This is a genomic window from Pseudomonas sp. AC532, from assembly GCF_979258965.1.
The window spans coordinates 3495689-3509685 of the sequence record NZ_OZ409888.1; the positions used below are offsets into that span (position 1 = coordinate 3495689).

16 protein-coding genes are annotated in these 13997 nt (G+C 63.4%); 5 read left to right on the forward strand and 11 right to left on the reverse strand.

What is annotated here, in order from left to right; all coding sequences use genetic code 11:
• Positions 1 to 4: 4 nt before the first annotated feature.
• From ACZ0AV_RS16355 to ACZ0AV_RS16370, 4 genes are all read right to left on the reverse strand, one after another.
• Positions 5 to 1270: an Hsp70 family protein gene (locus tag ACZ0AV_RS16355; protein WP_499151997.1), complete on the reverse strand. Its 1266-nt coding sequence runs from the start codon at positions 1268 to 1270 to the stop codon at positions 5 to 7.
• 79 nt (positions 1271 to 1349) lie between these two features.
• The gene (locus tag ACZ0AV_RS16360; protein ID WP_499151998.1) at positions 1350 to 2303 is read right to left on the reverse strand and encodes a lysylphosphatidylglycerol synthase transmembrane domain-containing protein; all 954 of its coding nucleotides are present in this window, start codon (positions 2301 to 2303) and stop codon (positions 1350 to 1352) included.
• Positions 2304 to 2515: 212 nt separating this feature from the next.
• The gene (locus ACZ0AV_RS16365) at positions 2516 to 2956 is read right to left on the reverse strand and encodes a YqaA family protein (RefSeq protein ID WP_499151999.1); all 441 of its coding nucleotides are present in this window, start codon (positions 2954 to 2956) and stop codon (positions 2516 to 2518) included.
• A gap of 12 nt (positions 2957 to 2968) precedes the next feature.
• Positions 2969 to 3697 carry a VC0807 family protein gene (locus ACZ0AV_RS16370; protein ID WP_499152000.1) on the reverse strand — a complete coding sequence of 243 codons (729 nt, stop codon included), beginning with the start codon at positions 3695 to 3697 and terminating at the stop codon, positions 2969 to 2971.
• A gap of 273 nt (positions 3698 to 3970) precedes the next feature.
• Here ACZ0AV_RS16370 and ACZ0AV_RS16375 point away from each other — a divergent pair, with 273 nt between their 5' ends.
• The 3 genes from ACZ0AV_RS16375 (at position 3971) to ACZ0AV_RS16385 (ending at position 6329) form a co-directional block, all read left to right on the forward strand.
• A complete protein-coding gene (locus tag ACZ0AV_RS16375) occupies positions 3971 to 4726 on the forward strand; it encodes a substrate-binding periplasmic protein (protein ID WP_499152001.1) in 756 nt (251 codons plus the stop codon).
• 201 nt (positions 4727 to 4927) lie between these two features.
• The gene (locus tag ACZ0AV_RS16380; RefSeq protein ID WP_499153381.1) at positions 4928 to 5791 is read left to right on the forward strand and encodes an isocitrate lyase/PEP mutase family protein; all 864 of its coding nucleotides are present in this window, start codon (positions 4928 to 4930) and stop codon (positions 5789 to 5791) included.
• Between the two features lie 271 nt (positions 5792 to 6062).
• A complete protein-coding gene (locus ACZ0AV_RS16385; RefSeq protein WP_499152002.1) occupies positions 6063 to 6329 on the forward strand; it encodes a DksA/TraR family C4-type zinc finger protein in 267 nt (88 codons plus the stop codon).
• Here the strand turns inward: ACZ0AV_RS16385 and ACZ0AV_RS16390 are convergent, their stop codons facing one another.
• Complete coding sequence (locus ACZ0AV_RS16390; RefSeq protein ID WP_499152003.1) at positions 6330 to 6860, reverse strand: GNAT family N-acetyltransferase; 531 nt, start codon at positions 6858 to 6860, stop codon at positions 6330 to 6332.
• Positions 6857 to 7375 (reverse strand): GNAT family N-acetyltransferase, encoded by a 519-nt coding sequence (locus ACZ0AV_RS16395; RefSeq protein ID WP_499152004.1) that lies wholly within the window; start codon positions 7373 to 7375, stop codon positions 6857 to 6859. Before ACZ0AV_RS16395 ends, ACZ0AV_RS16390 begins: the two co-directional genes overlap by 4 nt.
• Before the next feature lie 161 nt (positions 7376 to 7536).
• Here ACZ0AV_RS16395 and ACZ0AV_RS16400 point away from each other — a divergent pair, with 161 nt between their 5' ends.
• The gene (locus ACZ0AV_RS16400) at positions 7537 to 8400 is read left to right on the forward strand and encodes a sulfite exporter TauE/SafE family protein (RefSeq protein ID WP_499152005.1); all 864 of its coding nucleotides are present in this window, start codon (positions 7537 to 7539) and stop codon (positions 8398 to 8400) included.
• Here ACZ0AV_RS16400 and ACZ0AV_RS16405 read toward each other — a convergent pair.
• The 5 genes from ACZ0AV_RS16405 to ACZ0AV_RS16425 form a co-directional block, all read right to left on the reverse strand.
• Positions 8301 to 9062, reverse strand: a complete 762-nt coding sequence (locus ACZ0AV_RS16405; protein ID WP_499152006.1) for an SDR family NAD(P)-dependent oxidoreductase — start codon at positions 9060 to 9062, stop codon at positions 8301 to 8303. The genes ACZ0AV_RS16400 and ACZ0AV_RS16405 overlap by 100 nt on opposite strands.
• A gap of 54 nt (positions 9063 to 9116) precedes the next feature.
• A complete protein-coding gene (locus tag ACZ0AV_RS16410) occupies positions 9117 to 9878 on the reverse strand; it encodes an amino acid ABC transporter ATP-binding protein (RefSeq protein ID WP_070880826.1) in 762 nt (253 codons plus the stop codon).
• Positions 9871 to 10533 carry an amino acid ABC transporter permease gene (locus ACZ0AV_RS16415; protein WP_499152007.1) on the reverse strand — a complete coding sequence of 221 codons (663 nt, stop codon included), beginning with the start codon at positions 10531 to 10533 and terminating at the stop codon, positions 9871 to 9873. Before ACZ0AV_RS16415 ends, ACZ0AV_RS16410 begins: the two co-directional genes overlap by 8 nt.
• Before the next feature lie 11 nt (positions 10534 to 10544).
• Positions 10545 to 11186 (reverse strand): amino acid ABC transporter permease, encoded by a 642-nt coding sequence (locus ACZ0AV_RS16420; protein WP_499152008.1) that lies wholly within the window; start codon positions 11184 to 11186, stop codon positions 10545 to 10547.
• 92 nt (positions 11187 to 11278) lie between these two features.
• On the reverse strand, positions 11279 to 12184 hold the full coding sequence (locus tag ACZ0AV_RS16425) for a transporter substrate-binding domain-containing protein (RefSeq protein ID WP_499152009.1): 906 nt from the start codon (positions 12182 to 12184) through the stop codon (positions 11279 to 11281).
• 189 nt (positions 12185 to 12373) lie between these two features.
• Here ACZ0AV_RS16425 and pdxR point away from each other — a divergent pair, with 189 nt between their 5' ends.
• The gene (gene pdxR, locus ACZ0AV_RS16430) at positions 12374 to 13861 is read left to right on the forward strand and encodes a MocR-like pyridoxine biosynthesis transcription factor PdxR (RefSeq protein WP_499153382.1); all 1488 of its coding nucleotides are present in this window, start codon (positions 12374 to 12376) and stop codon (positions 13859 to 13861) included.
• Positions 13862 to 13997: the final 136 nt, after the last annotated feature.

Sequence of the window (13997 nt, forward strand, 5' to 3'; positions counted from 1 at the left end):
GACATTAGCCGTAACGTTTCTTCGCCTCGATGGCCAGTCCGCTGCCGATACTGCCGAACGTGTTGCCTTCGACGTGGCGCGCATTCGGCAGCAAGGCGGCGACGCTCTGGCGCAGCGCCGGCACGCCACTGGAGCCGCCCGTGAAGAACACCGTATCGACCTGTTCCAGCCCCACGCCAGCGTCGGCCAGCAGCCCGGTAACGCTGCCGCGAATTCGCTCGAGTAGCGGCGCGATGCTCTCCTCGAATAGCTCGCGGGTCAGCTCGGCGACCAGGCCGGCCTCGATGCGCTGCAGGTCGATGGGGTGCTGGTGGTGTTCGGTGAGGGCTATCTTGCTTTCTTCCACCTGCATCGCCAGCCAGTGACCGGCGCGCTGCTCGATCAGGCGGAACAAGCGGTCGATGCCGGTCGGATCGACGATGTCATAGCGCATGTTCTGCAACGCCCGCTGCGAGGCGGCGGAATACACCACGTTGATGGTGTGCCAGGTCGCCAGGTTGAGGTGGAAGCTGGTCGGCATCAATGCCTCGCTCTTCATCCGGCTGCCGTAGCCGAACAGTGGCATTACGCCCTGCAGGCTGAGCTGCTTGTCGAAGTCGGTACCGCCGATGTGCACGCCGCCGGTGGCCAGGATGTCGTCCTGGCGCTCGGCCTGCTCGCGGCGTTCCGGTGCCAGGCGCACCAGGGAGAAGTCCGAGGTACCGCCGCCTATGTCGACGATCAGCACCAGCTCTTCGCGTTCGATGGTGGACTCGTAATCGAAGGCCGCTGCAATCGGTTCGTACTGAAAGGACACGTCCTTGAAACCGAGCTTCTGCGCCACGGCAATCAAGGTGTTTTCGGCTTCCTGGTCGGCCTGCGGGTCGTCGTCGACGAAGAACACCGGGCGGCCCAGCACCACAGCATCGAACGGCCGTTCGGCCACCGCTTCGGCGCGCGCCTTCAGCTCACCGATGAAAAAGCCCAGCAAGTCCTTGAACGGTAGCGCACTGCCCATCACTGCGGTTTCGCTTTTCAGCAGCTTGGAGCCGAGCAGGCTTTTCAGCGAGCGCATCAGGCGGCCTTCGTAGCCTTCCAGGTATTCGTGCAGGGCCAGGCGACCATAGACCGGGCGGCGTTCTTCGAGGTTGAAGAACACCACGGAGGGCAGGGTGATCTTGCCGTCTTCCAGCGGGATCAGCGTTTCGCCGCCCGGCCGCAACCAGCCAACGGTGGAGTTGGAGGTGCCGAAGTCGATACCGCAGGCGCGGGCAGGTGTAGAGAAAGACATGGACACGCGGCTCCTGAAAAACGGCCGCGCATTCTAGGCGAAATGGAGGGGCAGTGCAGACCGATTCGTCAGATGACCGTCACGGCAGGGGAGGATTGTGTCCTTCGGTGCGTTTGAGGCGCCATTGGCCCCATTCGAAGCCAAGCACCACGATCAGCGACAGGGCGAAGGGCAGGAGCAGGTAGAAGACCCGGAATACGATCAGTGCGGCGAGCACGTCCGAGGCGGGAATTTCCGGCAGCGCGGCGAGAAAGCTGACTTCGAGCACGCCCAGGCCACCCGGCGCGTGAGACAGCAGCGCCAGCGAGAAGGACGCCAGAAAAACCCCCAGCACCACCGGATAGCCGGGGTTGTAGGCCTCCGGCAGGGCGAAGTAGATGATCGCTGCCGCACAGGCCAGCTCCAGCGGGCCGGCCAGTAGCTGGCGTGCGACGATGCGCAGGCGTGGGTACTCGACGTGCAGCTTGCCGAAGTTCCAGGGTTTGAACTGCAGCCATGAACCCAGCACGTAAAGGCCGACCAGCAGCAACAGGAAGGAGCCGATGGCGATGGAGACCAGTGGGGTCACGTCCAGCACGCGGTGAATCAGCTCCGGCTGGAACACCAGCACACAGCCGCTGGCCAGCAGGGTGCCGAGGGCGAAGGTGAAGGAGCAGAAAACGATCAGAATACCGATTTCATGAGGCGTCAGCCCCTTGGTACGGTAGGCGCGGTAGCGCACCACCGCACCGGAAAACACCGACGCACCGATGTTGTGGGCCAGCGCGTAGGTGGTGAAGGAGCACAGGGTGATGAAGCGCCAGGAAATCTTCTTGCCCAGGTGGGCAATGGCGATGCGGTCATACCACGCCAGGGCGCAGTAGGCTCCGAAGGTCGCGGCACCGGCGAGCAGCCAGTTGAGGTGCGGAATGGCCTTGAGGCTTTCGGCGATCTCGTCGAGGGAGATGTTGCGCACTTCGCGATAGAGCAGGAAACAGGACGCCACCACGGCACACAACCCGATCACCGTCCAGATCAGGTCACTGCGTTTCATCGCGGGTTTGGTACCTTGCAACTGCGATCCCCTGTTTCTCGTCTCTTCGGACAGTCGACTTTTGTATTCGATGGGCTGTGGCACCCATCGTTCATATCATCTCCCGGGGGCTCGCGTCACCGGGATGTAGCAATACGGGCTGCGCAGTATCCCGGAGGCGGGCCGGTTGCTCAACTGGCACCGTTTTGCAGCCCGTTACCGATTGTGTCCTGTCAGGTGCTCAGGCCCAATGTCAGCGCGGCCAGCACGCTGTAACGAGCCGTTTTGGCCAGCGTGACGATCAGCACGAATCGCCACAGTGGTTCGCGCATGATACCCGCTACCAGCGTCAGCGGGTCACCGATCACAGGCAGCCAGCTGAGCAGCAGCGTCCAGCGGCCGTAGTGGGCATACCAGCCCTGTGCCTGCTGCAGGCGTTGCTCGCTGACCGGAAACCAGCGGCGTTCGCGGAAGCGTTGCAGATAGCGGCCAAGCCACCAATTGACCAGCGAACCAAGCACGTTGCCGGTACTGGCTACCAACAGCAGGGCCAGGACCGGCTGGTCGGTGCCGAGCAGCAGCGCAACCAGCAGCGCCTCGGACTGGAGCGGCAGCAAGGTCGCCGCGCCGAACGCGGCGGCGAACAGTCCGAGATAGGCGTAGAGGTCAGGCAAGGCCGGGCGGCGTCAGGGCTTCTTGCCCGGCTCGGCATTGGCCATGATCTCTTCCAGCTTGAGGCCGGTAAGACCATGGATGGTGCGCCACAGGTAATAGAAGATGGCCATCAACATGATCATCGAGGGAATGGCGATCATCGGGTAGCTGAGCAGCGTCATGCGGCCCAGTTCATCGTTGAAGGCTTCGCTGCCCGCCGGGCTGGTGACGATCCACTTGGCGAGGATGTAGTTCATCGCCGAGGAAAAAAAGAAGGTACCGCTGAGCCAGTAGGTGGCGAGCATCAGGCGCGACTCGAAGCGCGCGGTGTGCCCACCCTGTTCCAGGCGATCATGAATCTTGTCGACGTTGAGCACGGTCTTGTTGAACAGCAACGTACGGATCAGCGGGTAGCGGGTGCGCGTCGACACCAGTACGGCAATGCCGATCAGGCCGGGAATGGCCGCTTCCTTGATCGCCAGCCACTGGTTGTCCAGGTGCAGCAGACCGATGCCGCCGGTCAGCATCACGCTGACCAGGCCGAGCAGGGCGACAAAGTTGAATTTGCGGTATTTGAGCAGTTCGAACGCGCCCCAGCCCAGCGGGAAGGCAAGGGCCAGCACCAGCGCACCGTCCGGGCCCAGGCGCGCTTCACCGCTGAGCTTCATGAGGATCAGCGACGGGATCACGATGCTGATCAGCAGGTCGATGAGGGGGCGCGGTTTGTGTGTTGCGGGAGGCGTCTGCGTGGTGTCGGTCATGTCATTCAGCATGGGGGGACGAGCGCCGATGATCGCCTGCCTGGCGCTCAGGCGCCAGCCCGATTGTCGCAGCAATCGCCACAAAGTTGTTCCGAGCGAGCCTGAGGCAATGGATGGCCTTTTGCCGGTTTTTCGCAGCGCTGGCGCCGTGCTTGCTGAAATTACCCCGGCACTGCGGTAAAATTGACGTTCATTGACGCCAGGTTTGCGTCAATGACGGGCCTGCCGGAGCACGGCTCAGGTTTTCGTTTCACCTGTTCATGGGGATGGCCAATGGGCCTGTTGCGTCACAGCGGTGTGCTGCTTCTCGCGTTGCTGAGCTGCGCGCGGGCGGACGCCGGACTGCGCATCCTCACCGAACCTGGGCCGCCGACCGCGTTCATGCAGGATGGAGAACTGCACGGTTTCGGTGTCGACGTGGTGCGTGAGCTGATCACCCGCACGGGCGCGGATGCGCAGATCGAGATGATGCCCTGGACCCGTGCCTACACCATTGCCCAGCGCCAGCCTGACGTCGCGCTGTTCGCCATGATGCGCACGCCCGAGCGGGAGTCGCGCTTCCAGTGGGTCGGGCCGCTTCTGCATGGCAAGGTGCGTTTCTACTCCCTGAAGGCAAGAAAGCTGCAGGTCGACAGCCTGGAAGACGTTGCGGCCAGCGGCCCGCTGGCGGTACCCAAACAGTGGTACAGCTACGAAGTGTTGAAGAACCAGGGCCTGCAGAACCTGTACGGGGTGCCGACGCCCGAAACCATGGTGACCATATTTGCCCATGGGCGCGTCAGCCTGATCCTGCTCGAAGACATCCTGCTACGCGACATGCTCGCGCCAGCCGGGCTCACGCCAGCCGACGTGCAGCCGCAGATGGTGTTCATGCAGTCTTCGTATTACATCGCTTTTTCCCTGGACACAGACCCCGCGCTGGTTGCGGCCTGGCAGAAGGAGTTGGCGGAAATGCGCCGCGACGGCAGTTTTTCGGCGATTTTCCGCCAGTGGCTCCCCGACGTAGAGCTGCCCGCTGCGCCCCGTTGAGTTGGCGAGATAATTGCTGCTCGATGCCATGATCCGCCGATGGGCAGCGGCTGCGCACCCGCAGCACGGGCAGGCAGCCGATGCCGGCGCCGCGCGTTACGGCCTGGTAGCGGCAGGACACGAGATTCGCTCAATGCGGTCGGCACAAGACCGCTGGGCACCCGATTCATCTGACGTTTTGGACAATGCCTTATGTCGAACATGCACCGTGCTTCTCACCATGACCTGCGGCGCGCTTTCCGCGCCCTGCTGGCCTCGGGCTCCTGCTACCACACTGCCTCGGTCTTCGACCCCATGTCCGCGCGAATCGCCGGTGACCTGGGCTTCGAGGTCGGGATCCTGGGTGGCTCTGTGGCCTCCCTGCAGGTACTTGCCGCGCCTGATTTTGCGCTGATCACCCTCAGCGAATTCGTCGAGCAGGCCACCCGTATCGGCCGGGTTTCCAACCTGCCGGTAATTGCCGATGCCGACCATGGCTATGGCAATGCCCTGAACGTGATGCGCACCGTGGTCGAGCTGGAGCGCGCCGGTATTTCCGCGCTGACCATCGAAGACACCCTGCTACCGGCCCAATTCAACCGCAAGTCGACCGACTTGATCAGCGTCGCCGAAGGCGTTGGCAAGGTGCGCGCGGCCCTTGAGGCGCGGGTCGATCCGGCGCTGGCGATCATTGCCCGTACCAACGCCGGGGTGCTCAGCGTTGATGAGGTGATCAAGCGCACCGTGGCCTACCAGAAGGCCGGTGCAGATGGCATCTGCATGGTCGGCGTCGAGGACTTCGAGCACCTGGAGAAGATCGCCGAGCACCTCAGCGTACCCTTGATGCTGGTGACCTACGGCAATCCCAAGCTGCGCGATAACGTGCGCCTGGCCAAGCTGGGTGTGCGCATCGTGGTCAATGGCCATGCCGCCTATTTCGCGGCGATCAAGGCCACCTACGATTGCCTGCGTGAACAGCGCAGCGCGATTGCCAGCGACCTCAGCGCATCGGAGCTGTCGCAGAAATACACCCAGCCCGAGGACTACGTGGCCTGGGCAGAGGAGTTCATGAACGTCAAGGAATAACCCGCCCCACCCGCCACGCCGGACAGCGGCCGCGCAACGCGTGCCGATTCGTCCGTCGTCGGCTGCTGCTTGCCAAGCCAGCCCTCGCGCTCCTATCTTCAAATCAGCACCACTATCAGGCCGTTGAAAACTGGCTGCGTTGAACAGGCTCGAATACGAGCCCCGAGAAAAACGCCCTTTGCCGCTCATAAGTCGCGCTTTTCCGCCTTTCTGCGGAGCTGCCCTCGGCATTGCATCGGTTTTCAATAGCCCGCTCACTTGGGAGAACGATATGGCCACCGGTTGGGCGCAAGACGGCGCCGTGCAGGAACAGATCGACAGCACCATTGAAGACGCCGTGCAGCGTGCACGCAGTCAATTGCCCAAGGGCGAGAGCCTGACCCACTGCGAAGAATGCGATACGCCGATTCCCGAGGCGCGGCGCCAGGCCGTCCCCGGCGTGCGACTGTGCGTGAGCTGCCAGGCGCAGGAAGACCATGAGCAGGCCAAGGCCGGTGGTTTCAACCGGCGCGGCAGCAAGGACAGTCAACTGCGCTAATCAGGCAGGTTGTGGCAGGGTCTTGTAGTAGATGGCGTTGGCGCGGTATTGGCCGTCTGGCCCGCAGGCGTAGTCGGGCAAGCCGCCGATGCAGGTATAGCCGAGGTTGCGGTACAGACCCTCGGCAGCGCTGCCGGCCTCGGTGTCCAGGTAAAGCAGGCCGCGACGCAGGTACCGTGCATGGGCTTCGAGCTGCTCCATCAGCAGGCGCGCGATGCCTCGGCGCCGGGCATGGCTCAGCACCAGCAACTTCTGTACTTCGCCGCGATTCAAGCCATTGGGCTTCAGGCACAGGCTGAGCTGCACCGAGCCCAGCAGGTTTTCATCCTCCTGCGCGACCCAGATCGCCAGCGCTCCGCTGGCCAGCGCGCGGTGCACCTCGTCGAAGTAGGCATCCGCTTGTTGCCGGTCGATCTCGGCTAGAAACCCGACGGATGCCCCATTGGCCACCGAGTCGATCAGCAAGGCAATCAAGCCTTGGCGACAGGCTTCGAAGTCGACCGTGTCGAGTCGGCGGATCTGCAGACTCATGGCTTACTGCGCTGTGGCGTCAGGATCAACTGCATGAAGGTCAGGTCCAGCCATTGCCCGAACTTGCAGCCGACCTGGGGCATCTCGCCGGTGATGCTGAAGCCCTGGCGCTCGTGCAGGCGAATCGACGCCATATTGCCGCTTTCGATGGCGGCGACCATGACATGCTTGCCGACCTGCCGTGCGCGCTCGATCAGTTCCCGCATCAACAGCGGGCCGAGGCCCTGGCCGCGGGTGTCGTTGCGCACATAGACGGAGTGTTCGACCGTATTGCAGAAGCCCTCGAAGGGCCGCCAGTCACCAAAGGAGGCGTAACCCAGCACCTCCTGCGTGTCGCTGACCGCGACCAGGATGGGATAGCCCTGCGTAGCCCGGGCCTCGAGCCACGCCCGGCGGTTGGCTAGGTCCACGGGACGCTCATTCCAGATCGCCGTGGTGTTGAGCACGGCGTCGTTGTAGATGGCCAGGAGGGCGGGCAGATCCTCGGCGGTGGCATCACGGATTGTTGGCGTCATGGCATTTCCAGAGGGCTGGCGGTTCAGTATTCGCAACCGCACTACTCTAGCGCAATCGCCGCGCCTGCAGCCATATGCTGGCTTGCTCACCAGTGAGATCTGGCTCTGCCCGGCTCGGTTGCCGCTCAATAGAGTGGCGGTTTCCTTTCCGGGTAACCGACATGCTGATGCTTCTGGCCGCATTCGCCGGTTTGATTCGAGGTTACAGCGGCTTCGGTTTCGCCATGATCCTCGCCCTTGGCCTGCTCGCCGTGCGGCCGCCTGCCGAGGTGATTCCAGTGGTGTTGCTGCTTGATCTGCTATGCAGCGCAAGCCTGTGGCGGCGTGCGCTGCGCGATGGACATGGCGCTCTGGCGGCGCGCCTGATAGCTGGCATGGTGGTGGCCGTGCCACTGGGCGTGCTGGCTTTTTCCTGGTTGCCTGGCGGTTGGCTGGGGCCGTTGATTGCACTGCTGTGCCTGGTGGGCGGCGTGCTGACGCTGGTGCTGCCGCAAGGCACGTCTGCGGCGCGTGGCGTACCTGTGAGGCCCGCGTTATGGGTTGGCCTCGGTGCAGGCCTGGCCACCACGCTTGCCTCCGCCGGCGGGCCGCCGTTGATGCTCTACCTGCTGCGTTGTGGCTTGTCGCCACTGGCCTTGCGCGCCACGGCGATCCTGTTCTTTGCAACCAGCAGTGGCGTGGCCCTGCTGGGCATGCTGCTGGTCGGTCTGGTTGGTACGCTTCATCTGCAACTGGCCGCAGGGCTGCTGGGGCCTGCACTGGCCGGTAACCTGCTGGACAATGGTTGCAGCCACGCTGGCAGCCATGCTCGCTACACCGCCTGGTCGGCGGGCTGCTGGTGCTTTTATCAGGGGTTTCGCTGTGGAGCAGCCTGGCCAAGCCATGACTGCTGGAAGCCGGGCGCAGGGCGCGCCCGGCGTGGTCGTTACTTGTCGCGGTCAACCGCGAACGGGCCCCAGGCCTGGCGGCTGGGCATGATTTCCAGACGGTTGATGTTGATATGGTCGGGCAGGGTGGCGACGTAGAAAATCTGCTCGGCGATATCTTCCGCGCTCAGCGGCGTGGTGGTGCTGTACAGCGCGTCGGAGGCCGCCTGGTTGCCCTTGGTGCGCACCAGGGTGAACTCGGTTTCCGCCATGCCCGGGGCGATGTCGGTGACCCGCACGCCAGTGGACACCAGGTCGCAACGCAGGTTGAAGCTGAACTGTTTGACGAAGGCCTTGCTGGCGCCATACACGTGCCCACCCGGGTACGGCCATTCGCCGGCCACCGAGCCGATGTTGACGATGCTGGCGCCCTTGCCGGTTTCCAGCAGTTTGGGCAGCACCGCGTGGGTGACGTTGACCAGGCCGGTGATGTTGGTGTCGATCATCGTGTGCCAGTCTTGCAGGGCCACCTTCTGCGCAGCCTCAGGGGCCAGCGCCAGGCCAGCGTTGTTGATCAGCGCGCGAATCTTGTCGAACGGTGCGGGCAGCGAATCGACCAGTGCCTGCACGGCAGTGGCGTCACGCACGTCGAGAGTGGCGATGTGCACCGGTACCTTGCCTTGCAGCTCGGCCTTGAGTTCGTCCAGGCGTTCCTGGCGACGGCCGCTGAGCACCAGGCCCCAGCCTGCTTCGGCGAAGCGGCGGGCGGTGGCGCGGCCGAAACCGGAGGTGGCACCGGTGATGAAGACTACCTTGGTCATGTTCTGCCTCTTGTCAGGGGTTCAATGGCAGCCAGCGGGTGGCTGGCCTATCCGTCAGGCGGAGAGTTCGAGGAACTTGCGTACCCGCTCGGTCTCCGGGTTGCTGAAGAATTTTTCCGGGGCGGACTTTTCGATGATCTTACCTTTTTCCAGGAACACCACCTGATCCGACACCGCGCGGGCGAATTCCATTTCATGGGTGACCACGATCATGGTGTAGCCCTCGGCGGATAGGTTCTTCATCACGGTCAGCACTTCGCCGACGCGCTCCGGGTCGAGTGCCGAAGTCGGCTCGTCGAACAGGATCACCTCCGGGCTCATCGCCAGCACACGGGCTATCGCCACGCGCTGCTTCTGGCCGCCGGAGAGGGTGTAAGGATAACTGTCCTGCTTCTCGCCCATGCCGACTTTTTCCAGCAGTTCGATGGCGATCGCCCGGGCTTGCTCCTTCGGCATGCCCTTGACCTGCACCGGCGCCTCCATGACGTTCTGCAGCACGCTGAGATGGGGCCACAGGTTGAATCCCTGGAACACCATGCCGGTCTTGGCGCGGATCGCCGCCAGCTCGCGGTTGGTCATCTTGCGGCCGGCTTCTTCGTTGATCCCGATGCGTTGCCCGGCAATATGGATGCTGCCACGGTCCGGTTCCTCCAGCCAGTTGATGCAGCGCAGCATGGTCGACTTGCCCGAACCGGAGGAGCCCAGCACGCTGACCACCTCGCCCTTGTTCACGGTCAGTTCGATGTCGCGCAGCACCTCGATGTCGGAGAAGCTCTTGGACAGGTTCTGAATGCGTACTGCCGGGATGTCAGCCATGTTCGAATCCTCGTTTCGCTCCGAAGCGCGCCGCCCATTTGAGCGCCAGTTCCAGGCAGATGCTGATGAGCCAGTACAGAACGATGACCACCACGAAGGCTTCGGTGGGAATGAAGTAGGTGGCCTGCACCGAGTTGGCCGCGGCGGTCAGCTCCCGCACCGTGATGATGGTTAGAAAGGCGGTGTCCTTGAGGGCGATGATCAGTTGATTGCCCAGCAGCGGCCGGGTCTTGATTACCAGCTGCGGCAGGATGATGCGCATGAACAGCCGCAACGGCGTGAAGCCGTGTGCCTTGGCCGCTTCGACATAGCCCGCCGGCAGCACCAGGCGGCTGCCGCGCAGAATCTCGGTGAAGTAGGCGCCGTGATAGACGATCAGCGCGACCAGCCCGGCCGTCCAGGCGTCCAGGCGCAACCCCAGGCGCGGCAGGCCGTAGTACAGCAGGTAGGCAAGGATCAGGAACGGCAGCATGCGCATGCCGTTGACCAGCCAGCGCACCACGATCGACAGCGGCGTGCGTTCTTCCAGGCTGTAAAGCATCGCGCAGCCGAGCACGAAGGCGCAGACGATGGACAGCCCGAACAGCGCCAGGGTGGTGAGGAAGCCGTTGAAGAACGCATCGCGGGCGTCCCAGATAATGCTCCATTCGGTCATGCCTAAATTCCTTACATGGCCAGTCGGTTGGCTTTCTTTTCTGCAATCGCTTGCAGCTTGAGCAGCACGCCGATGATCAGCATGTACAGCAGCGCGGCAGCGAGAATCGGTGGGAGCGGGTCGTAGGTAACTGCCGCGATCCGGTTGGTCACCCGGGTCAGGTCGACGATGCCGATGATGGCGATGGCCGGGCTGCCCTTGATCAGGAAGGACATTTCATTGACCAGGCCGGGCAGGCTGCTGATCAGCATCTGCGGCAGCATGATGCGGCGAAAGAACACGCCCTGGGTCATGCCGCAGGCCAGGGCGGCTTCCTTCTGCTCGCGGGAAAAGCTGATGAATGCGGCGCGCCAGATTTCCGCGTTGAAGGCCGTGGTGTTGAGCGTCAGGGCGAGGATGGCGGCGGTGTTGCGGTCGAGGTTGATGCCGAACATCGGCGCCGAGAGAAAGATGAACAGCACCAGGGTCACCAGCGGCGTGGCGCGTGCCAGGCTGGTGTAGAGAATCAGGAACTGTTCCAGAAAGGGGATGCGCGCCATGCGCAACAGGGCGACGCCGAGCCCGCAGAACACACCGATGGCAATGGCGATGCCGGATATCCACAGGGTCGTCCAAGCGCCCTCGAGCAGCAGTAGCCAGGCTTGTCCGTTCATGGTGGATCCTTGGATGGGCAATGGAAAAACGGGCGAGGCAGGCACAAGGCTGGCAAACCCTGCACCCGCTCGGGTGTGGCGTCAGTGGAAGATCACTTCATCCCGGCCAGTTCGTGGAACTGATCGACAGCCGTAATCGGCTCTTTGGGCATCGACGGGAAGGCCTCGCCGAACCATTTGGTCTGTAGCGCGGCCAGCCGACCGTTGTCGCGGATCTGGTTCATGAAACCGGTGATCAGCTCGAGCAGTTCCGGGCTCTTCTTCGGGATCGGCCAGGCCGCGAAACCGTCACCGGAGACCGCGATGCCCTTGGCGAAGGTATCGCCACGGGTCTTGACCAGGTCGTTGACCGAGATCAGCGCGTTGATCACGTAGTCCAGGCGGCCGTTGGCGAGATCCGCGTAAGCCTCCGGGTAGGACTGGTACTCGACCACGTTGCCAATCTCGCAGCCGGCATCGGCCATCATTTTCTTGAGTTCCGGCAGGCGCGCGAGCAGGGCACTGCCGGCCTGCAGGCCAGCGGTCTTGCCGCACAGGCTGGCGATATCGCTGAGGCTGTCATCGCCAGCACGCTTGACGTAGAAGTGCTGGGCCGAAGCGAAAGGCGGCGCGAAGTTGAACACCCTCAGGCGGTCGTCGGTGACCAGGGCGCCGGTGAAGGCCATGTCGTACTGCCCGGAAGACACCGAGGCGAGCAGCCCCGTCCACGGCAGGATTTCCTGGCGTACATCGAAGCCCTTGTCCTTGGCGTAGGCCTTGAGGTCCTCCAGCAACTCCTTGTGAAAGCCTTCAGGCTTGCCATCGACGATGTAGTTGAAGGGCGCGTAGTCGTCCTCGGTGGCGACGCTCAGGTAGCCGCGCTCCTTCACCTCGGCGATATCCGCCTGGGCACTCGTGGCCGCGGCCAGCAGGCAGCCGGCCAGGCCGGCAAGAGCCGCTTTGCGCAGCTGGGCGAATCCGTTCATGGGCGTTGCAGTTGCGATGCCTGTTGGGGTCATGGTCAGAGCTCCGGAGTCGACAGGACGATTGGCTTGCGATGGGCGTGCCAGGTGGCTGTTTTTCACCATAGAGAGCGCTGTGCCCGGGACCATAGGTGCAGTTCGCGGCATTCGCCTGGCCAGCCCAAGGGGAGGGCCATGGCGCAGTAATTGCTATGCAGAACCACTGCACATGGAGCGGGAGTGACCATGATCGACCACTTCTTCCACCTGAATTTCGACCATCAGCGCGGGTTGCAAGAGCAGCTGCGCGAGTCGCTGGTATCGGCCATCCTGGCCGGTGGTTTCCCGCAGGACGAGGCGCTGCCTTCCTGCCGGCGTCTGTCGCAGCAGTTGTCGATATCGCGCAATACCGTGGCCCTGGTCTACGAGAGCCTGCTCGACAACGGCTACCTGATCAGCCGGCCGCGCAGTGGCTATTACCTGCACCCTGATTACTGTGGCGGTCAGCGTGAGCGCGCCCTGGCACGCCTGGCGCCGGCCCATAGCGATGCCAATCCGCAGGCCACTGGCGCACCAGCATGGAGCGGCCGCTTCAAGATCCAGCCGAGTTTGAGGCACGGCGTGCTGCGCCCCAGTAACTGGCAGCGGTTCACCTACCCCTTCATCTACGGCCAGCCGATCGACGACCTGTTTCCCCTGGAGCGCTGGCGCGAAGTGTCGCGCAACAGCATGCGTAGCCAGCGCAACCCGCAATGGCTGGGTGACAGCCACGACCAGGATGACGCCATGCTGATCGAGCAGTTACGCACCCGCGTGCTGCCCAAGCGGGGCATCTGGGCGGGCGCCGATGAAATCCTGATCACCCTCGGCTCGCAGAATGCCCTGTATCTGTTGGCGACGCTGCTGATGAGCAAGGGCACGCGCGTGGCCCTGGAGAATCCAGGGTTCGGCGATGCCTGGAACGTCTTCGATCTGCAGGGCGCCGCGATTCACCTGCAGGATGTCGACGAACAGGGCATGTGCGTCGATGAGCGCCTCAACAGCTGCGAGTACCTGTACGTCACGCCTGGCCATCAGGTGCCGACCGGGGTGAGCATGAGCGCGGCCCGCCGCAGCCAGTTACTCAAACAGATTCGCCAGCACGACCAGGTCGTCATCGAGGATGACTACGACGCCGAGCTGAACTTCGACAACCATGCGCAACCGGCCCTCAAGGCCAGCGACAGCAGCGGGCGTGTGGTGTACATGAGCAGCCTCTCCAAGGCGTTTTCGCCGGGGTTGCGCCTGGGGTATCTGGTCGCCGATGCCGAATTGATCGAGGAACTACGGGCCCTGCGCCGCCTGATGTACCGCCACCCGCCGCTCAACAACCAGCGCATGCTCGCCGAATTCCTCGCTCAGGGGCACTACGATGCGCACTTGCGGCGTTTTCGTGAAGAGCACTGGCGCCGCCGTGAAGCGCTGGAGGGTGCGCTGGATGGCGTGCTGCAGGGGTGTCGCCATATCAGCAGCGCCGGTGCTGGCGCCTTCTGGCTCACGGCGCCGGCCAGTGTCGACAGCCAGCGCCTGGCCTGGGCGGCGGCGCAGCAGAGTGTGTTGATCGAGCCGGGCGCACAGTTCTTCTTCAATGAAGACCCGCCGCAGCGTTATTTCCGCATGGGCTTCCATGCCCTCGACGTGCCACTGATCGAACCGGGCATCCGGATTCTCAATGAGGTGCTGCAGGGGCAGTGATGCCGCTGCAATCTGTGATAACCCGCGATCTGCACCGCCACGGATATCGCTCGGTGGGTTACGCGGTGCTCCATCACCGTGTCGACTGAGCGTACAGAGGCCAGCGCCGCTAACCCACCCTACAGGATGTTCCCGG

Coding starts and splice junctions, on each gene's coding strand:
- ACZ0AV_RS16355 (WP_499151997.1), bottom strand. CDS start 1,270: ATGTCTTTCTCTACACCTGCCCGCGCCTGCGGTATCGACTTCGGCACC.
- ACZ0AV_RS16360 (WP_499151998.1), bottom strand. CDS start 2,303: ATGAAACGCAGTGACCTGATCTGGACGGTGATCGGGTTGTGTGCCGTG.
- ACZ0AV_RS16370 (WP_499152000.1), bottom strand. CDS start 3,697: ATGACCGACACCACGCAGACGCCTCCCGCAACACACAAACCGCGCCCC.
- ACZ0AV_RS16375 (WP_499152001.1), top strand. CDS start 3,971: ATGGGCCTGTTGCGTCACAGCGGTGTGCTGCTTCTCGCGTTGCTGAGC.
- ACZ0AV_RS16380 (WP_499153381.1), top strand. CDS start 4,928: ATGCACCGTGCTTCTCACCATGACCTGCGGCGCGCTTTCCGCGCCCTG.
- ACZ0AV_RS16385 (WP_499152002.1), top strand. CDS start 6,063: ATGGCCACCGGTTGGGCGCAAGACGGCGCCGTGCAGGAACAGATCGAC.
- ACZ0AV_RS16390 (WP_499152003.1), bottom strand. CDS start 6,860: ATGAGTCTGCAGATCCGCCGACTCGACACGGTCGACTTCGAAGCCTGT.
- ACZ0AV_RS16395 (WP_499152004.1), bottom strand. CDS start 7,375: ATGACGCCAACAATCCGTGATGCCACCGCCGAGGATCTGCCCGCCCTC.
- ACZ0AV_RS16400 (WP_499152005.1), top strand. CDS start 7,537: ATGCTGATGCTTCTGGCCGCATTCGCCGGTTTGATTCGAGGTTACAGC.
- ACZ0AV_RS16405 (WP_499152006.1), bottom strand. CDS start 9,062: ATGACCAAGGTAGTCTTCATCACCGGTGCCACCTCCGGTTTCGGCCGC.
- ACZ0AV_RS16410 (WP_070880826.1), bottom strand. CDS start 9,878: ATGGCTGACATCCCGGCAGTACGCATTCAGAACCTGTCCAAGAGCTTC.
- ACZ0AV_RS16415 (WP_499152007.1), bottom strand. CDS start 10,533: ATGACCGAATGGAGCATTATCTGGGACGCCCGCGATGCGTTCTTCAAC.
- ACZ0AV_RS16420 (WP_499152008.1), bottom strand. CDS start 11,186: ATGAACGGACAAGCCTGGCTACTGCTGCTCGAGGGCGCTTGGACGACC.
- ACZ0AV_RS16425 (WP_499152009.1), bottom strand. CDS start 12,184: ATGACCCCAACAGGCATCGCAACTGCAACGCCCATGAACGGATTCGCC.
- pdxR (WP_499153382.1), top strand. CDS start 12,374: ATGATCGACCACTTCTTCCACCTGAATTTCGACCATCAGCGCGGGTTG.